Raw genomic sequence first — 16,833 nt, forward strand, 5'->3', positions numbered from 1 at the left:
CGAATTGCGGAGAAAGGGTGTGTGCGTGCCGTCACCGTAGTACCGTCGAGCTAACTCACCAATTAGTACATTAAAGCTCGAGGAGATCGACATGCCGGAATCCCTGCTCTGCGGGCTGATCGGGACGGGTATCGGCAAATCGCTCACGCCCGCGATGCACGAGCGAGAGGGTGCCGAGCACGGTCTGACCTACCTCTATCGCATCATCGATCTCGATCGGCGCGGGCTGACCGTGGACGACCTACCGCGTCTGGTGGCCACGGCAGCCGACCTCGGATTTCGCGGCCTCAACATCACCCACCCGTGCAAGCAACGGGTCCTCCACTGCCTCGACGATCTCTCGGAGGATGCCGCGCGTCTGGGTGCCGTCAACACCGTTGTGTTCTCCGACGGGCGCGCGATCGGTCACAACACCGACTGGTCCGGGTTCGACCGAAATTTCGGACGTGGCTTACCGGGAGCCGATCTGAGTGATGTGGTGCAACTCGGAGCCGGGGGAGCAGGTGCGGCCGTGGCATACGCAATGGCACGCCGGGGAGCCGCCAAAGTGACACTCGTCGATGCCGATCGTTCTCGGGCGCAGCAACTCCGAGACTCGCTGGCCTCGATGTTCCCCGAGTCCGAGATCTTCTCGACCGGACTCGATCGGCTCGGCGACGTGCTGAGCGCAGCGTCGGGGCTGGTGCACGCAACGCCGGTCGGAATGCTCGAGCACCCGGGATCTGCTGTGCCGCAAAAATTTCTGCGTCCGCAGATGTGGGTTTCGGAAGTCGTGTACAGGCCGGCCGAGACCGAATTGCTCATGCAGGCAGCGCGAGCGGGGTGCCGAACCCTGAGTGGCACCGGCATGGCCGTGTTCCAGGCAGCGGACGCCTTCGAGATATTCACCGGCCGAATTGCGAACGCAGATCGGATGATCGCGCACATGGGCACCCTCATCGACAGCGAAGATCGCGTCGCTGCCGCCGGGGCCTCCGCATGACGGCCATTGCCACGTCGGTGGCCACTGTCTCGCTCAGTGGGTCTCTCGACGAGAAGATGCGCGCCATCGCCGAAGCCGGGTTCGACGGGTTCGAGGTGTTCGAGCCGGATCTGATCAGCTCACCGGACCTGCCTGCAGACATTGCGAAGAAGGCTGCAGACCTGGGTCTGACCGTCGATCTCTACCAACCCTTCCGTGACGCCGACTCCGACGACCCGGACCAGTTCGCGCGCAACCTCGTTCGCGCCGAACGCAAATTCGACGTGATGGAACAGCTGGGATGCGACCTGCTGCTGGTCTGCTCGTCACCGTTGGCCGGTGCAGTGCGCGAGGACGACAAGTTGATCGAACAGATGGCAACTCTCGCCGAGCGTGCACATCGCCGCGGACTGCGGCTGGCCTACGAAGCGCTCGCCTGGGGTAGCCACGTCGACACCTACCTTCATGCCTGGGACATCGTCCGGCAGGTCGACCATCCAGCGCTCGGGACCTGTCTCGACAGCTTTCACATCCTCTCCCGCGGCGACGACCCATCCGGCATCCGCGAGATACCCGGCGAGAAGATCTTCTTCTTGCAGCTGGCCGACGCCCCGCACCTGGTGATGGACGTCCTGCAGTGGAGTCGCCATCACCGATGCTTCCCCGGTCAGGGGAACTTCGATCTGGCAACCTTCGGAGCCCACGTCGTGGCCTCGGGCTATACGGGCCCGTGGTCTCTCGAGATCTTCAACGACGTCTTCCGGCATTCCGACACCGGCCGAACGGCGTCGGACGCACACCGTTCGTTGCTCCACCTGCAGGAGCAGGTCCGCAGCGTCGACACCGTCGTGCCGAATCCCGATCTGTTCTCCCCGCCTCCGCCCGGCCCGATCGAAAACATCGTGTCCCTACGTATCGCCGCGGGCCCTGCCAAGGCCGCCCAGTTGGGCACCACCTTGCGTCACCTCGGCTTCGACCTCACCGCCGCGCACAGCGAACACGGACTGTCGCTGTTCACCCAGGGCCCACTCGCCGTCGCGGTCGACACGACCGTCGACACCCTGTGGACGGCACCGGGCGTCCCCGCCCACCTGCCCGCACTGGCCCAGATCGGGGTCCGCAGCGAGCGGCCCGATCTGTGGTTGACCAGAGCCCGCGCCCTGGGGGTCCCCGCCGCGACGGTCACCATGCCGGGCGTGGCCGACGCGACCGACGCGGTGGTGCGGCTCGCCGTCACCGGTGCAACCTCGCTCGACCTACGCACCCGAGACAGCGCCGGTGCCTGGCAGTCCGCATTCGACCTTGCTCCCAGAGTGCCTGTGCCGCAGGACAAGCCCTTGGTCTCGCACGTGGACCACATCGCCCTCGCGGTCCCGGCGGAAAGCTGGGACGGCGTGATGCTGTTGCTCCGCTCGGTGTTCGGCATGGTGCCCCGGGACGGTCAGGACGTCGTGGACGCGATCGGACTGGTGCGAAGCCAGGCCCTCACCCTGACGACCACGAACGGCACCATTCGCCTGTCGCTCAACATGGTTCCCGGTCGCCCGTCCGATGCCGACCCCCTGCCCGCCGCCCGCCGCGGAGGCGTCGGACATGTGGCGTTCGGATGCGAGGACATCTACGCCGCGGCCGAGGCAATGACCGAACGCGGTCTCACGCCGTTGCGCATCTCGCCCAACTACTATCGCGACCTGAACGCACGGTTCGGCCTCGGTCCGGACACCCTCGACGCGATGCAGCGGCTCGGCATCCTGTACGACGCCGACTCCGCAGGCGGCGAGTTCTTCCACTTCTTCACCGGCACCGTGGGCGACGACCTCTTCTTCGAGGTGGTGCAGCGGGTAGGCGGGTACGAAGGCTACGGGGAGACCAACTCGGCTGTGCGCCTGGCTGCGCAACTACAGCAGTGAGTAGCGATCAGGACAGTCGCTCGAACACCGCGGCCAGGCCCTGTCCGCCGCCGATGCACATCGTTTCGAGTCCGTAGCGGACCTCTCGGCGGTCCATTTCACGGAGCAGGGTGGCAAGGATTCGGGCACCGGTGGCCCCGACCGGGTGGCCGAGCGAGATGCCGGAACCGTGCGGGTTCAGCCGCGGGTCGTCCGACTCGATACCCCAGGACCGAGTCACGGCCAGCGCCTGGGCGGCGAAGGCTTCGTTGAGTTCGATGACGCCCATGTCGTCGAGAGTGAGCCCCAGGCGTCCGAGCGCTTTCTCGCTGGCGGGCACCGGACCGATTCCCATGGTGCGCGGAGCGACTCCGGCAACGCCCCAGCTCGCGAGCCGCGCCAGCGGTCGAAGTCCCAGCGCCGCAGCCTTTTCGGGGGTGGTGACGATGGCGATCGCGGCACCGTCGTTCTGTCCGCTGGCATTGCCCGCGGTGACCGTCGACTCGGGATCGATCGATGCACGGATTGCCTTCAGCTTCGCCAACGACTCCACGGTCGTGTCGGCCCGTGGATGCTCGTCGGTCGAGACCAGAACCGGTTCCGACTTACGCTGGGGTACAGACACACCCACGATCTCCTCGGCGAACACGCCGCTGTTCTGGGCGGCGACCGCACGCCGATGCGACTGCACGGCCAGCGCGTCCTGATCGGCGCGGCTGATGGAGAACTCCTGGCGAAGATTCTCGGCGGTCTCGATCATGCCGCCGGGCACCGGAAAGTTCTTGCCACCCGCCGTCACTCGGGCCCGCGCAAGTCGGTCGGAGAGGGCGACCGCCTCGGCCTTGACGCCCCACCGCATGCCGGTCGCGTAGAACTCGGTCTGGCTCATACTTTCGACGCCGCCTGCCAGAACCAGGTCGTTGCCGCCGGACTGCACCTGCATGCACGCCTGCAGTACTGCTTGTAGGCCGGAGCCGCAGCGTCGGTCGATCTGCATGCCGGGCACATCGATGCCGAGATCGGCGTCGAGGGCGGCGATTCGACCGATGGCCGGTGCATCACCGTTCGGTGACGCCTGGCCCAGGATCACGTCGTCGATGTCCGCTCCGGAGATACCCGTTCGCGCAACGAGTTCGGTGATGACCGTGGCAGCGAGGGCCTGGGCGGAAATGTCGCGGAACTGGCCACCGAAACGGCCGACGGGGGTACGCAGGGGCTCGCAGATCACGGCTTCAGGCATGGGTGTTTCCTCGCTTGTCGTTGGCTCCGGTACTCACCCGGAGCAGATCGGTCTCGATGGCGCGGGTGGCGTCGAGCAAGGCCGGGAGTAGTTCGGCGCGCACGGCGTCCGCAGAGTGACGTGCAGCTTGGGTCGAGACGTTGGCTGCGGCGACAACCACGCCGGCGCTGTCGCGGATGGGTGCGGCGATCGAACGCAGTCCCTCTTCGAGTTCTTGGTCCACGAGGCAGAACCCGTCGACCCGCACTCGTTCGAGTTCCCGAGCGAGCGAGGCCGCGGTGGTGATGGTCTTGCCCGTCAACGGCGTCAACCGCACTCGCTCCAGGTACGCATCCAGTTCGTCCGCGGGAAGACCGGCCAACAGCACCCGGCCCATCGAGGTCGCGAACGCCGGAAATCTGGTGCCGATGTTGATGCCGACGGTCATGATGCGGCTGACCGGAACCCGGGCGACGTACACCACATCGTCACCGTCGAGTATCGACACCGAGGACGATTCACGCACTCGTTCGGCGAGCGCCTCGAGATGGGGGCCCGAGACCTCGGGGAGCGAGAGACTCGACAGATAGCTGTACCCCAATTCGAGTACGCGCGGGGTGAGCCAGAACATCGAGCCGTCGGTACGCACGTATCCGAGTTCGACGAGCGTGAGCAGAAACCGTCGGGCGGTGGCGCGGGTCAGGTCGGTCGCTCGGGCCACGTCGGCCAGCGTTCGACGCGGATGCTCACCGTCGAAGGCTCTGATCACTGCCAAGCCGCGTCCGAGAGACTGGACGTAATCCGAGGACGGCGGTGTGTCCGCGGCACTCACGAGGTTTCGCTCTCGGTGATGGCGGCCTGAGCCAATGCGAAAGCGTTGTTGCTGTTCGGTACTCCCGCGTAGACCGCGGTGTGCAAGAACACCTCGGCGAGTTCGTCGGGTGCGATACCGGCACGCAACGCCGCTCGGATGTGCATGTCGAGTTCGTGGTGGTTACCCAGGGCCGTCAGAACGGCCAGAGTCAGCAGTCGGCGGGTGTGGTGGTCGAGTCCGGGACGAGCCCAGACGTCGCCCCATGCGGTTCGGGTGATGAAATCCTGGAACGGGGCCGTGAATTCGGTTCTCGATGCGATGCTGCGGTCGACGTGGGCGTCACCGAGCACACTGCGCCGTACTGCCATTCCGGTGTCGTGCGCCGCGGACCGTCCGGCGGAGTACGCATTCGCTCCGACGTGAGCGGCAATGGCCGCCGTGACGCGGCCTGCCTGTTCGACGTTCGCCAGATGTGCGGCCGGGTCGAGTGTCAGGAGCGTCGATCCTGCAACGCCGTCGGCGATGAAGCGCAGATCGTCCGGAGTGGTCGACGGATCCTGTCGGCCCGCGATCACGAGGGTGGGAGCGGCGATCCTGGCGAGGTCCGCGCGAGAATCCCACTCGGACAACGCCTCACAGCATGCCGCGTACCCCTCGTCGGAGGTCTCGGCGATCATGCGTCGACACCGTGCGACGAGATCGGTGTCGCGGGCGGCGAGTTCGGGCGTGAACCACCGTGCGAGTACAGCGTCCGCGAGTGCTGCTGTCCCCGAGGCGCGGACGGTCGCGGCACGGTCGATCCACTGAGCGGCTTCACCGAACTTGGCGGACGTGCACAGCAGAGACAGAGTGCGCACCCGCTCGGGGCGATGAATCGCAATCCATTGAGCGACGGCACCGCCGAGGGAGAGTCCGACCACGTGGACGCGTTCCAGAGCGAGTGAATCCAGCAGTGCAAGAACGTCACCGGCGAGATCGGCCACGGAATAGGGGCCGGGGGGTACCGGTGATCGACCGTGTCCCCGTAGATCGACCGTCAACACGTGGACGGAAGCCGACAGTGCGCCCACCTGCGGGTCCCACATCGATCGGTCCGAGCCGAGCGAGCCGATCAGCACGACGGTATCCGCACCGGGGTGCGGCCCCTCGGTGCGGTGGTGAGCCAGAGTGACTGTCATCAGATGTCCTTCGAATCCGTGGGGCGTTCGGTGTCCGGTGCACACGCAGCGAGGATGTCGTCGACCAAGTCGGGTGCGTGACCCACATAGCCTGCTGGATCCAACATCTCGCGGACCGCCGCCGGCGTCAAGAAGGCGGTGATGGCGGGATCCGTGTCCAGTGGCGCACCTGCTGCGCATCGGTCGGTGACGATGTCGCGGGCGCGCTCGGTGTGCGGTGCCAGCGCCGCCGTGACCCGTTCGGCGAGAAGTGCACCACCCGTCGCTTCGAGGTTGCGCGCCATGGCATCTGGATGCACATGCAGACCGGTCAGGCTCGTCGCTATGCGATGCGCACCGCCGCCGGTGAGGCGTAGCAGATCGGTGACGGTCTCCCATTCGGCGTGCCACGGGCCGGCGGCGCGCTGCTGCTCGTGGTCCATGTTCGCCAGCACTGTCGCAACGGCTCCCGGCACCCGTCGGGCCGCAGCCCGCGCGGTGACGGCGGCGATCGGGTTGCGCTTGTGTGGCATTGCCGACGAACCTCCCGGCGCGTTCTCGGACACCTCGGCCAGTTCGGTGGCGGACATCGACACGATGTCCCCGGCGATCTTCGCAATGGAGCCCGCGGCAATACCCAACGCGCACGCCAGATCTGCGACGGTGACGCGGTCGGTGTGCCAGGGCGCAGTCTGTGGTGCCAGACCGAGGGCGTCCGCGAGCGCGGCGGCAATGGCCGGACCGTGCGGATGTACGGCGGCCATCGTTCCGGCGGCACCACCGTATTGCACACAGCACGACCGCCGAACCGCAGCGAGACGGTGACTCGAACGATGCAGCGCCCCAGCCCAATTGGCGGCCACCAGCCCGAAAGTAGTGGGTAACGCCTGCTGGCCGAGGGTGCGCGCGACCATAGGAGTGGTTCGGTGCGCCAGCGCCAGGCCTCGCGCCGCGGTATGTGCATCACCGAGCGACGCCTCGACGACCGTGAGTGCGTCACGTGCGACGAGCATGGACGCGGTGTCCATGATGTCCTGGCTGGTCGCCCCGGGGTGCACTGCAGCAGCAGGAACTCCGCGCTCGGACACCGCGTTTCGCAGTACTTTCACCAGTGGTATCACCGGATTCCCACCGGCCGCTGCAGCCGCTCCGAGTGCTGTGATGTCCAGAGATTCACCCAGCTCTGCCGCGACCGCGGTGATGATGTCCGCATGCTTCGCGTCGACCACGCCGACCGAGGCAGCCGCCCGGGAGAGGGCTGCCTCGACGTCGAACATCGCCCGAACCCAGCCTCGGTCGCCGACGATCGGTGCGATGATCTCGCTGCCGAATGTCGGATCGAACAGTGCCCCTCTATCGGAAGCCATGGTCCTCTTTCACCGCATCGTCGATCAGTTCGGGAGCGTGCATCACAGCGCGAAGAACGGGGTCTCGTCTCCGTCCGGATCGGTGTTCTGTAACACGATATCGAGGTGGTAGCCGCCGTCCACTGTGGTGGCGACGAGTCGGGCTCGCTTGTCGGCGGGCAAGGCGGACAGCACCGGATCGATTTCGTTGGCCTCGGCCTCGTCCGGGAAGTACATCCGCGTGACGACCCGCTCGAGCATTCCGCGGGCAAAGATTCCGACGTCGATGTGGGGTGCTTCGACGAGGTCGTTCTCGGCGGGCAACGGCCCCGGTTTGATGGTCGTGATCGTCATCGTTCCCCGTGCATCGGCAAATGCTCGACCGAAGCCGCGGAAACCTGCGACACGTGGTGCCACGGCACCCCGTGGATCGTCCGGATGGTCGAAGCGACCGTCGGAGTCGGCCTGCCAGGTCTCGATCATGGCGTCGGACACCGGTTGACGAGCCCCGTCCACGAGGGTGAACGTCAGGGTGATCGCCTCGGCGGTGCCGGGAGGTACCACGTCCTGTCCGTCCGGCCACAGCAGACCGATGTGAACGTAGGGCCCGACCGTCTGAGAGGGCGTCTGACCGAACGGTGCGGTGGTGAAATCGGCACCGGTCACCACCGGGTACCGGGGAGCGAACTCGGGGTCAGTCATCGTGGTCGTCCTCCTCGAACGGGGTGGCGTTGCGTCCGCGCAGAACGATGTCGAACCTGAACCCGAGAGCCCAGTTCGGTTGTGTTGCTTCGTAATCGAAGGTGCTGATCATGCGAGCACGCGCGTCTTCGGGGGCTGCGTTGTAGATGGGATCCTGGAAGAACATGGGGTCGTCGGGGAAGTACATCTGCGTCACCAACCGCTGGGTGAATGCGTGACCGAACAGGGAAAAGTGAATGTGGGCAGGCCGCCATGCGTTGTGGTGGTTGCCCCAGGGGTACGCGCCCGGTTTGATCGTGGTGAAACGGTATCGGCCGTCGGCATCGGTGAGTACTCGGCCCACGCCGTCGAAATGCGGGTCGAGAGGTGCTGGCCAGCGATCACCCGAGTGTCGGTAACGCCCGCCCGCGTTGGCCTGCCAGACCTCGACGAGGGTGTTCGGGATCGCTCTGCCGTCGCTGTCGAGCACCCGTCCGTGCACGATGATGCGTTGCCCCTGAGCTTCACCACCTCGCGCGAGAGTCAGGTCGGCGTCGGAGTCGGTGACCCGTCCCTCGCCCAGAACCGGACCGGTGATCTCGGTCAATCGTTGGGGGAGAAGCGTCAACGGCTGCGCCGGATGCCGCAGGGCAGTGGTCCGGTACTCGGCGAAGTCGCGTGGTGCATGGACACCCGTCTGGTCCCGGTACTCGGGCGGGAGATGAAGCATCGACAGCTCCTGACGATCGTGGTGATCAAGCGCACTCGCCACCGTATACATGTGTTCGCATGGTGGCAACCTGTTCACATAACGCACATTGTCGGGTACCGTCGCTGCCATGTTGGACAAAGTCGTGGCCAGTGCCACAGAAGCGGTAGCGGACATCCCCGACGGGTCGTCGATCGCCGTGGGCGGGTTCGGGTTGGTGGGAGTGCCGGAGATCCTGATCGCCGCGGTGCTCGAGCAGGGAGCGACCGACCTCGAAACCATCAGCAACAACTGCGGGACCGACGGCTTCGGTCTGGGAGTGCTGCTGGCGCAGCACCGCATTCGGCGCACGATCAGCTCGTACGTGGGATCCAACAAGGAATTCGCACGGCAGTACCTCGGCGGCGAACTGGAGGTGGAGCTGACCCCGCAGGGCACCCTCGCCGAGCGGCTGCGAGCCGGTGGTGCCGGTATTCCGGCGTTCTTCACCCCCGCGGGTGTCGGGACGCAGGTGGCCGACGGCGGTTTGCCGCTGCGCTACGACGGCAGCGGCGGCATCGCCGTGGCGAGTCCGCCGAAGGAGACCCGGGAATTCGACGGGGTCACCTACGTGATGGAGCGCGGCATCGTCGCGGACTACGCCTTGGTCCACGCCTGGAAGGGCGACAGGCACGGAAACCTGGTGTTCCATGCCAGCGCACGGAACTTCAATCCACCCGCCGCCGCGTCGGGTCGGATCACCGTGGCGCAGGTCGAGCACCTGGTCGAGCCGGGGGAGATCGGTCCGGACGAGGTGCACACCCCGGGCATCCATGTGCAGCGGGTCGTGCATGTCGGCCTGGTCGAGGTCGGCATCGAGCAGAGGACGGTACGAGCATGAGCGAGAAGATGTCCCGCGAACAGATGGCCGCCCGGGTGGCGCAGGAGCTCGGCGACGGGCAGTACGTCAACCTCGGAATCGGCATGCCGACCCTGGTACCCAACTACATTCCGACCGACGTCTCGGTGATTCTGCATTCCGAGAACGGCGTGCTCGGCGTCGGCCCCTATCCCACCGAGGACGAACTCGATCCCGAGATCATCAACGCGGGCAAGGAAACCATCACGGTGCTTCCCGGCTCGTCCTACTTCGACTCGTCGCAGTCGTTCGGAATGATCCGCGGCGGCCAGGTCGACGTCGCCGTGCTGGGTGCTATGCAGGTCAGCGCCACCGGCGACCTCGCGAACTGGATGATCCCCGGGCACATGGTCAAGGGGATGGGTGGTGCCATGGATCTGGTGCACGGTGCCCGTCGCGTGATCGTCATGATGGAGCACGTCTCCCGGAAGGGTGAACCGAAGATTCTGCAGTCCTGCACTCTGCCGCTGACCGGAAAGGCCTGCGTGCACAGGATCATCTCGGACATGGCGGTTCTGGACGTCACCGACGACGGACTGCGCCTCGTCGAGACCGCGCCGGGAATCTCGGTGGACGAGGTGAGGAACGCCACCGCAGCCGAGCTACTCGTCGATGTTGCCAGGGAGTGGAGCCTGTGGAACGACTCAGGAGATACCGTCTGACAAAAGGACGCGGTCGGCGCGGGAGTAGATGTTCATCGACCGGCCGCGGAGAAAGCCGATCACCGTCAGTCCTGATTCGGTCGCGAGATCGACCGCGAGAGACGACGGTGCGGACACCGCTGCAAGTATGGGGATCCCGGCCATCACCGCCTTCTGCGCCAGCTCGAACGAGGCGCGGCCACTGACCATCAATATCGTGCCGCGCAGCGGAACTCGATCGTGCTCGGTGGCCCAGCCGACGACCTTGTCCACCGCGTTGTGGCGTCCGACGTCCTCGCGGAGGACGAGCATGTCGCCGTCCGCAGTGAACAGTGCCGCAGCGTGCAAGCCGCCCGTGGTGTCGAAGACCTTCTGCGCTGCGCGCAGGGTGTCCGGTAGCCCGGCGAGGGCATCGGACGTCACCACGACGTCGTCGTCAGCAGGAGAATGCTTGGTGCGCAACCGAATTGCGTCGAGTGACCCCTTGCCGCAGACCCCGCACGACGAGGTCGTGTAGAAATTGCGTTCCACCCCGGTCTCGGGGGCTGCCACGCCCGGTGCCAGCGTGACGTCCAGGACGTTGTAGGTGTTCGCGCCCTCGTCGTCGACGCCGTCGCAGTACCGCGCCGCAGCGATATCGGCACGCGATGCAATGACGCCCTCGGTCAGCAGGAAACCGTGGGCCAGTTCGACGTCGTGGCCCGGCGTACGCATCGTGACGGCAAGGGCTCTGCCGTCGACGCGCAGTTCCATCGGTTCCTCCACCACCAAGGTGTCGGGACGGTCGACTCGGTGTTCGCCGCGTATTCGGACGACGGGTCTGCGAGCGGTGATCCGGCCCATCAGTGCCGACTCGATACGCGGCGACGTCGAAAGCTCATACCTCGATTGTGGACCCTCGTGTCATCGGTCCGACGACTCGGTTGCCATTGCCTGCACGAGCGACACCAATCGCGGGTGTTCGGCGAGGTCGTCGACCAGCACTGCCGAGCCGTCGGAGTCCGCGAGCGGGACCTTCCAGTTGCCGTACTGGGTCTCGTCCGTACCCGGTTGGTTCTGAATGCGATGTTCACCGACCGCGTCGACGAGAGCGACGCCGATCAGGAGTGACGGGCTGCGCTGGACCAACCGGTGCAACGCCTCGACGGTTTCGTGGTTGTCGGCATCGGCGGCGAGCAATCCGCGGGTGCGGGCCAGGTCCAGGACCGCCTCTCGCGCACGGGAATCCTCTTCCTTTTCCGCATCGATGTCGCGCTCGAGCAGGCCGAGTCGGGACCGCAATTCGATGTGCTCGCCTTCGAGGTATCCAGCGGTGGGAGGCAGGTCGTGCGTCGTCACCGACGTCAGGCACAGAGTCCGGTAGTCCTCGGGCGGGATGGGTCCGGAATCATCGGCCTCGAACCAGAGGATGGAGGTGCCGAAGATTCCGCGCTCGGTGAGGTATTCCTGCACCATCGGCTCGAACACCCCGAGGTCCTCGCCGACCACTACCGCGCCCGCGCGCTCGGCTTCGAGGGCGAGAATGCCGATCAGCGCCTCGTGGTCGTATTCGACATACGTTCCCCCGCCGGCGTTCTCGGCCTCCTGCGGAATCCACCACAACCGGAACAAGCCCAGGATGTGGTCGACGCGGATGCCCCCGGCGTGACGCAGAATCGTGCGCAGCATGTCTCGGTACGGGACGTAGGCCATCTCGCGCAGTCGATCCGGATCCCATGGCGGTTGATTCCAGTTCTGGCCCTGTTGGTTGAAGTTGTCCGGCGGCGCTCCCACGGTGACTCCGGACACCAGCACGTCGCCGAGCGTCCACGCATCGGCCCCGCCGCGGGCGACTCCCACCGCGAGGTCGTGCATGACGCCGATCTCCATCCCGGCGTCGAGCGCGGCTCGCTGGGCAGCGGCCAGTTGCTCGTCGCAGATCCACTGCAGCCACATGTGAAAGTCGATGCGCCCGGCCAGCTTTGCGCGTTGTTCGAGGACGAAATCGGTGCGGGGGTGCGCTGCGCGATCGGTCCATGCGGGGTCGTTCGGGCCGAACTTCTCCGCCAGCGCGCTCCACACCGCAAAATCCCGGAGCCCGGTGCCCTCGCGTTCGACGAACGCCCGGAACGCGGACTCGCGGGCCGGACTGCGCTCGACCTTGTGGACGCGTTCGAGGGCGCGGAGCTTGGCCTTGAACGTCGCGTCCCGGTTCAGCTTCTTGGTGCGAACGTTCGCCTTGTCGAATCGAGCCGCGGCATCCTGGATCTTGCCGAACTGCTTGGGCGAGAGCAGCGCCGTCTCCCGAATGTTCTCGACACGGATGTACAGCGGATTGAAGAAGCGTCGCGTGGTCGGTAGATACGGAGAGGCCTCCACGGGCGTCGTCGGCCGGTCGGCGTGCAGCGGATTGACCAGCAGATAGTCGAATCCATGCACGCGGCCGGCGATGTCGACCATGTCCTCCAGGTCGGCGAGATCACCGATGCCCCACGAACGCGTCGAGCGCACCGAATACAGCTGTGCCAGCAGACCGGTACGTTGCCTGTCGGCAAGTTCGGCATTGGGCGACAACGACTTCGGTGTGACCACGACGACCGTGTCCGAGGTTCGGACGGTGTTGTCCTCACCGATCGTCGTCGCTGTGAGGCTGTGCCATCCCAGCGGGGCATCGCCGGGCACCACGAACGTGGCACGTCCGATCAGCCGTCCGTCCACCTCGCGCGGATCGACCCAGACGTCGGCCTGCGGTACCTCGATGGCGTCGCCGTCCTCGGACACCATCGACACTTCCACCGGATTGCCGTGTGGCACATGCACCCACACCGTCGCGTCGGTGCCCTGGGTCGTGACGACCACGGGCGGAAGCAGGCGACGCCACGGTGCGTTCTCGATGTCCTCCAGTGCCCGATCGACATCCTCGGTGGTTTCGGTCGCGTAACCGCGTGCAGCCAATACCTGCCGCAGGGTCGCGTCGCTCACGTCGTGCTCGGTGTCGTCCCAGCCTCGGTACGACGTCGACGTACCGAGCCGCTGGGCGAGAGTTCGTAGGGCCTGCGAGTAATCCTCATCCGAATGTGCCACGGTGTCGATCGTGCCAGTTCGACGGGCGCACGTCACCCGCACCGGTCGGCCGTTCACCGCAGGTTCGTTCCGCGGTGTGTTCGGGGGGGGCGACACTCGTGTACTGCGAGGATTGAAAGCTTCCCCGCTGGGTAGTCTTGCTCGGCACACGAGAAACGAACTGCTTGGCGACGATGGGAAGTGCGGATGGCTGGGGTCAGCAAGATCGAAGAACTGGAGCGAGATTCCGGTGCACCGGTCGAGCTGAGGGTGCGCGCCGAAGCCGACCAATTGCCGGTGGTGCGGGCCGTCGCGGAGACTCTCGTGGTGCTCAGTGACTTCACTCTCGACGACATCGCCGACGTGAAACTCGTCGTAGACGAGGTGTGCTCCCAGCTCATCAAAGGTTCGGTCGCCGACGCGGAACTCTCGTGCAGGTTCTCCGTCAACGATGCCGGGATCCGAATCGTCGTGACGTCCACGCTGACTCCGACGTCGGTCCCGAAGCAGGACAGCTTCGGTTGGCACGTATTGCAAACTCTCGCAGACTCCATCGAACTCCGCGCCGACGACGCGATCGACGACGTTGCCGGCCGCACCGTCGCGATCGACGTGGTCAAGCGGAGGAGCAAGGTCTAGTGCCGGTGCCGCAGGAACGAAGCACACGGCGAGAGTCCGACGATTACAGCGACGTGGTCGCGCTGATCCAGCAGATGCAGGCGCTGGACGAGAATTCACCGCAGCGTTCCGTGCTGCGTGACCGCATCATCACGCGCTGCCTTCCCCTTGCCGAACACATCGCGCGCCGATTCGGTGGACGCGGTGAAGCGCACGAGGACCTCTTGCAGGTGTCCAGGCTGGGTCTGGTCAATGCAGTCGACCGGTTCGACATCGAGCGTGGGTCGGATTTCGTCTCGTTCGCCGTCCCCACCATCATGGGCGAAGCACGTCGCTACTTCCGCGACGCCGGCTGGTCGGTACGGGTACCGCGACGCATGAAAGAGCTGAACTCGATGATCTCGCAGGCGGTGGGATCGTTGTCGCAGAAGCTCGGTCGCGCCCCGACCGCGAGCGAAATCGCCGCCGAACTCGGGATCGACGTCAAGGAAGCATCGCAGGCACTGCTTGCCCGCAGCGCGTATCAGACCGTGTCGGTCGATTCGGTGGTGAGCGAGGATCGCCTCCCGCTGATGGACACGCTCGGTGCCGACGACCCGGAACTCGAGAAGATGGAAAGCTACCTCGCTGTGCGGCCCGCACTGGAGAAGCTGCCCGAGCGCGAGCGTCGCATCGTGGTGCTCCGGTTCTTCGGGTCCATGACTCAGACGCAGATCGCCGAAAAGGTCGGAATTTCGCAGATGCACGTGTCGCGCATTCTGGCGCGCACGCTCGCTCAGTTGCGTGAGGATCTCGGCGAGGACTGAACCGGACACAGCCGACGCGGAACGATCTGTTGCCACTACTGTCGTTCGCATGAGTGTCTACGACAACATCGACGAGTACATCGCGGCCCGACGTGTCACGGGGTTGGCGGTGGATCGCAGTGGTTCTCGTGCGGTCGTTGTCGTTGCTGCTCTGAGTGATTCGCGCACCGAGTACCGAACGTCGCTGTGGGAGATCGACGTGGACGGACGGTCTCCGGCGCGGCGAATCACCCACGGCGAGCTGGGCGAGAGCGCGCCGGTGTTCACCGCGTCCGGGAATCTGATGTTCTCGCGCCGCTCCAGCGAGGATGATCCGGCACAGTTGTGGATACTGCCCGCCGCCGGCGGGGAGGCCCACGTGGTCGAGACCCGGTCGGCGGGAATCGGTGACGTGCGAGCGGCTCGGTCCGTCGATCGGTTCGCCGGCTTCTCGCCGGTGTTCGGCTCGTCCACGACAGACGAGGACGACGACGGCCTGCGTACCGAGCGCAAGACGAACAAGGTGGATGCAATTCTGCACACCGGTGTGCCGGTGCGTTTCTGGGATCACGATCTCGGTCCCGCAACCCCGCATCTGTTCGCAGGCGAGACGGAAACCGACCTCGAGTCGGCACCACTGCGTGATCTGACGCGTGACGCGGCAGGCGCTCTGCAGGAAGCGGCCTTCGACATCAGCGCCGACGGCACTTTCGTCGTCTCCACGTGGTCGGTGCCCGGCCCGCTGGCAACCGTCCGCACGATACTGGTGCGCATCGACACCGGGACCGGAGAACGGACCACGATCGTCGACGACGCGGATGCCGATCTGGGTGCACCGGCCATCTCGCCCGACGGCCGTGCCGTCGCGTTCGTCCGTGAATCGATCTCGACTCCCGAACAAGCGCCACGAATGACGTTGCAGCAGTACGAGTTCGGTACGGACTCCGTCACCGATCTCGCTCCGGGCTGGGATCGATGGCCGATCGGTCCGGTCTGGCTGCCGGACGGGTCCGGCGTGTTGGTCACCGCGGACGACGACGGCCGGTCGCCGATCTTCGTGATCGAGGCGGGTGCGGAGCCGCGTCGTCTGACGCATACCGACGACGCGTACACCCACATCCATGTGTCGTCGGACGGAAAGCGCGTAGTCGCTGTGGCCGCCTCGTATCTGGCCGCCCCGCACCCGGTCTCGATCGACCTGTCCGACGGCACCGTGGTCGACCTCGACGCCGGAATCGACAACGGCCCGCTGCCCGGCACGTTGACCGAGATCGAGACCGCCGTCGAGGACGGCAGTCGAGTCCGAGGATGGCTGGCGTTGCCGCACGGTGTGTCGGACGATTCGCCCGCGCCGCTGCTGCTGTGGGTGCACGGCGGCCCACTGGGTTCGTGGAACACGTGGTCCTGGCGGTGGAATCCATGGCTGATGGTGGCGCGAGGGTACGCGGTGCTGCTCCCGGATCCGGCGTTGTCCACGGGCTACGGCCAGGATTTCGTGCAGCGTGGTTGGGGCGCGTGGGGCAGTGCCCCGTTCACCGATCTGATGGCGTTGACCGATGTGGCGGTTGCCCGAACCGATATCGACGACACGCGCACCGCCGCAATGGGTGGCTCGTTCGGCGGGTACATGGCCAACTGGATCGCCGGGCACACCGACCGATTCGACGCCATCGTCACCCACGCCAGTCTGTGGGCACTCGATCAGTTCGGACCGACGACCGACGCACCGTGGTACTGGGCGCGGGAGATGTCCCCCGAGATGGCGGTGGAGAACTCTCCGCACCTGTTCGTCGCGGACATCTCGACGCCGATGCTGGTCATCCACGGTGACAAGGACTATCGCGTGCCGATCGGCGAGGGCCTACGGTTGTGGTACGAACTGCTCAGCGAATCGGGACTGCCCGCCGACGACGACGGTCAGACCGAGCACCGATTCCTGTACTTCCCCGGCGAGAACCACTGGATTCTGACGCCTCAACACGCCAAGGTCTGGTACGAGGTGGTACTGGCATTTCTGGCGGGGCATGTCCTGGGCGAGAGCGCGTCGATGCCGCGAATACTGGGCCACTAGAA

At 66.0% G+C, this 16,833-nt stretch carries 15 protein-coding genes; 7 read left to right on the forward strand and 8 right to left on the reverse strand.

All coding sequences use genetic code 11. The annotated features are described in order from the left end of the window. Positions 1-91: 91 nt before the first annotated feature. Together CH278_RS01655 and CH278_RS01660 are read left to right on the forward strand one after the other, a co-directional pair. A complete protein-coding gene (locus CH278_RS01655; protein ID WP_094621027.1) occupies positions 92-982 on the forward strand; it encodes a shikimate dehydrogenase in 891 nt (296 codons plus the stop codon). Continuing rightward, positions 979-2,871 (forward strand): sugar phosphate isomerase/epimerase and 4-hydroxyphenylpyruvate domain-containing protein, encoded by a 1,893-nt coding sequence (locus CH278_RS01660; RefSeq protein ID WP_094621028.1) that lies wholly within the window; start codon positions 979-981, stop codon positions 2,869-2,871. Before CH278_RS01655 ends, CH278_RS01660 begins: the two co-directional genes overlap by 4 nt. A gap of 7 nt (positions 2,872-2,878) precedes the next feature. On the opposite strand, the gene CH278_RS01665 is transcribed toward CH278_RS01660, so the two are convergent. Genes CH278_RS01665 through pcaH form a run of 6 tightly spaced genes read right to left on the reverse strand, consistent with a single transcriptional unit; the run spans position 2,879 to position 8,797 of the window. Further along, entirely contained in the window at positions 2,879-4,090 is a 1,212-nt protein-coding gene (locus CH278_RS01665) for an acetyl-CoA C-acetyltransferase (protein ID WP_032368206.1), read from the reverse strand. Then, positions 4,083-4,901: an IclR family transcriptional regulator domain-containing protein gene (locus CH278_RS01670; protein ID WP_094621029.1), complete on the reverse strand. Its 819-nt coding sequence runs from the start codon at positions 4,899-4,901 to the stop codon at positions 4,083-4,085. The genes CH278_RS01665 and CH278_RS01670 overlap by 8 nt, the downstream gene beginning before the upstream one ends. After that, positions 4,898-6,061: a bifunctional 3-oxoadipate enol-lactonase/4-carboxymuconolactone decarboxylase PcaDC gene (pcaDC, locus tag CH278_RS01675; protein ID WP_094621030.1), complete on the reverse strand. Its 1,164-nt coding sequence runs from the start codon at positions 6,059-6,061 to the stop codon at positions 4,898-4,900. Before pcaDC ends, CH278_RS01670 begins: the two co-directional genes overlap by 4 nt. Then, a complete protein-coding gene (gene pcaB / locus CH278_RS01680) occupies positions 6,061-7,407 on the reverse strand; it encodes a 3-carboxy-cis,cis-muconate cycloisomerase (protein WP_094621031.1) in 1,347 nt (448 codons plus the stop codon). Before pcaB ends, pcaDC begins: the two co-directional genes overlap by 1 nt. 42 nt (positions 7,408-7,449) lie before the next feature. Then, positions 7,450-8,088 carry a protocatechuate 3,4-dioxygenase subunit alpha gene (gene pcaG, locus CH278_RS01685; protein WP_032384528.1) on the reverse strand — a complete coding sequence of 213 codons (639 nt, stop codon included), beginning with the start codon at positions 8,086-8,088 and terminating at the stop codon, positions 7,450-7,452. After that, on the reverse strand, positions 8,081-8,797 hold the full coding sequence (gene pcaH, locus CH278_RS01690; protein WP_027497567.1) for a protocatechuate 3,4-dioxygenase subunit beta: 717 nt from the start codon (positions 8,795-8,797) through the stop codon (positions 8,081-8,083). The genes pcaG and pcaH overlap by 8 nt, the downstream gene beginning before the upstream one ends. Before the next feature lie 109 nt (positions 8,798-8,906). Here pcaH and CH278_RS01695 point away from each other — a divergent pair, with 109 nt between their 5' ends. Further along, positions 8,907-9,656 carry a CoA transferase subunit A gene (locus tag CH278_RS01695; RefSeq protein WP_179274392.1) on the forward strand — a complete coding sequence of 250 codons (750 nt, stop codon included), beginning with the start codon at positions 8,907-8,909 and terminating at the stop codon, positions 9,654-9,656. Beyond that, positions 9,653-10,336, forward strand: a complete 684-nt coding sequence (locus CH278_RS01700; protein ID WP_094621032.1) for a CoA transferase subunit B — start codon at positions 9,653-9,655, stop codon at positions 10,334-10,336. The genes CH278_RS01695 and CH278_RS01700 overlap by 4 nt, the downstream gene beginning before the upstream one ends. Here CH278_RS01700 and fdhD read toward each other — a convergent pair. Together fdhD and malQ are read right to left on the reverse strand one after the other, a co-directional pair. Next, the gene (fdhD, locus tag CH278_RS01705) at positions 10,319-11,158 is read right to left on the reverse strand and encodes a formate dehydrogenase accessory sulfurtransferase FdhD (RefSeq protein ID WP_094621033.1); all 840 of its coding nucleotides are present in this window, start codon (positions 11,156-11,158) and stop codon (positions 10,319-10,321) included. The two genes, CH278_RS01700 and fdhD, sit on opposite strands and share 18 nt — an antisense overlap. Positions 11,159-11,218: 60 nt before the next feature. Beyond that, the gene (gene malQ, locus CH278_RS01710; protein ID WP_032391079.1) at positions 11,219-13,378 is read right to left on the reverse strand and encodes a 4-alpha-glucanotransferase; all 2,160 of its coding nucleotides are present in this window, start codon (positions 13,376-13,378) and stop codon (positions 11,219-11,221) included. A gap of 186 nt (positions 13,379-13,564) precedes the next feature. On the opposite strand from malQ, the gene CH278_RS01715 reads away from it, so the two are divergent. Genes CH278_RS01715 through CH278_RS01725 form a run of 3 tightly spaced genes read left to right on the forward strand, consistent with a single transcriptional unit; the run spans position 13,565 to position 16,831 of the window. Further along, positions 13,565-13,996: an ATP-binding protein gene (locus tag CH278_RS01715; RefSeq protein WP_027497563.1), complete on the forward strand. Its 432-nt coding sequence runs from the start codon at positions 13,565-13,567 to the stop codon at positions 13,994-13,996. Then, the gene (locus CH278_RS01720; protein WP_032368200.1) at positions 13,996-14,781 is read left to right on the forward strand and encodes a SigB/SigF/SigG family RNA polymerase sigma factor; all 786 of its coding nucleotides are present in this window, start codon (positions 13,996-13,998) and stop codon (positions 14,779-14,781) included. The genes CH278_RS01715 and CH278_RS01720 overlap by 1 nt, the downstream gene beginning before the upstream one ends. A gap of 49 nt (positions 14,782-14,830) precedes the next feature. Next, positions 14,831-16,831: a S9 family peptidase gene (locus CH278_RS01725; protein ID WP_094621034.1), complete on the forward strand. Its 2,001-nt coding sequence runs from the start codon at positions 14,831-14,833 to the stop codon at positions 16,829-16,831. The last annotated feature ends 2 nt before the right edge of the window (positions 16,832-16,833 follow it).

This window comes from Rhodococcus sp. 05-2254-5 (assembly GCF_002258575.1).
GTDB classification, from domain to species: domain Bacteria; phylum Actinomycetota; class Actinomycetes; order Mycobacteriales; family Mycobacteriaceae; genus Rhodococcoides; species Rhodococcoides fascians.

Excerpts from the sequence above, each read along its gene's own strand:
- CH278_RS01655 (WP_094621027.1), top strand. The coding sequence starts at position 92 with ATGCCGGAATCCCTGCTCTGCGGGCTGATCGGGACGGGTATCGGCAAA.
- CH278_RS01660 (WP_094621028.1), top strand. The coding sequence starts at position 979 with ATGACGGCCATTGCCACGTCGGTGGCCACTGTCTCGCTCAGTGGGTCT.
- CH278_RS01665 (WP_032368206.1), bottom strand. The coding sequence starts at position 4,090 with ATGCCTGAAGCCGTGATCTGCGAGCCCCTGCGTACCCCCGTCGGCCGT.
- pcaDC (WP_094621030.1), bottom strand. The coding sequence starts at position 6,061 with ATGACAGTCACTCTGGCTCACCACCGCACCGAGGGGCCGCACCCCGGT.
- pcaB (WP_094621031.1), bottom strand. The coding sequence starts at position 7,407 with ATGGCTTCCGATAGAGGGGCACTGTTCGATCCGACATTCGGCAGCGAG.
- pcaG (WP_032384528.1), bottom strand. The coding sequence starts at position 8,088 with ATGACTGACCCCGAGTTCGCTCCCCGGTACCCGGTGGTGACCGGTGCC.
- pcaH (WP_027497567.1), bottom strand. The coding sequence starts at position 8,797 with ATGCTTCATCTCCCGCCCGAGTACCGGGACCAGACGGGTGTCCATGCA.
- CH278_RS01695 (WP_179274392.1), top strand. The coding sequence starts at position 8,907 with ATGTTGGACAAAGTCGTGGCCAGTGCCACAGAAGCGGTAGCGGACATC.
- CH278_RS01700 (WP_094621032.1), top strand. The coding sequence starts at position 9,653 with ATGAGCGAGAAGATGTCCCGCGAACAGATGGCCGCCCGGGTGGCGCAG.
- fdhD (WP_094621033.1), bottom strand. The coding sequence starts at position 11,158 with ATGGGCCGGATCACCGCTCGCAGACCCGTCGTCCGAATACGCGGCGAA.
- CH278_RS01715 (WP_027497563.1), top strand. The coding sequence starts at position 13,565 with ATGGCTGGGGTCAGCAAGATCGAAGAACTGGAGCGAGATTCCGGTGCA.
- CH278_RS01725 (WP_094621034.1), top strand. The coding sequence starts at position 14,831 with ATGAGTGTCTACGACAACATCGACGAGTACATCGCGGCCCGACGTGTC.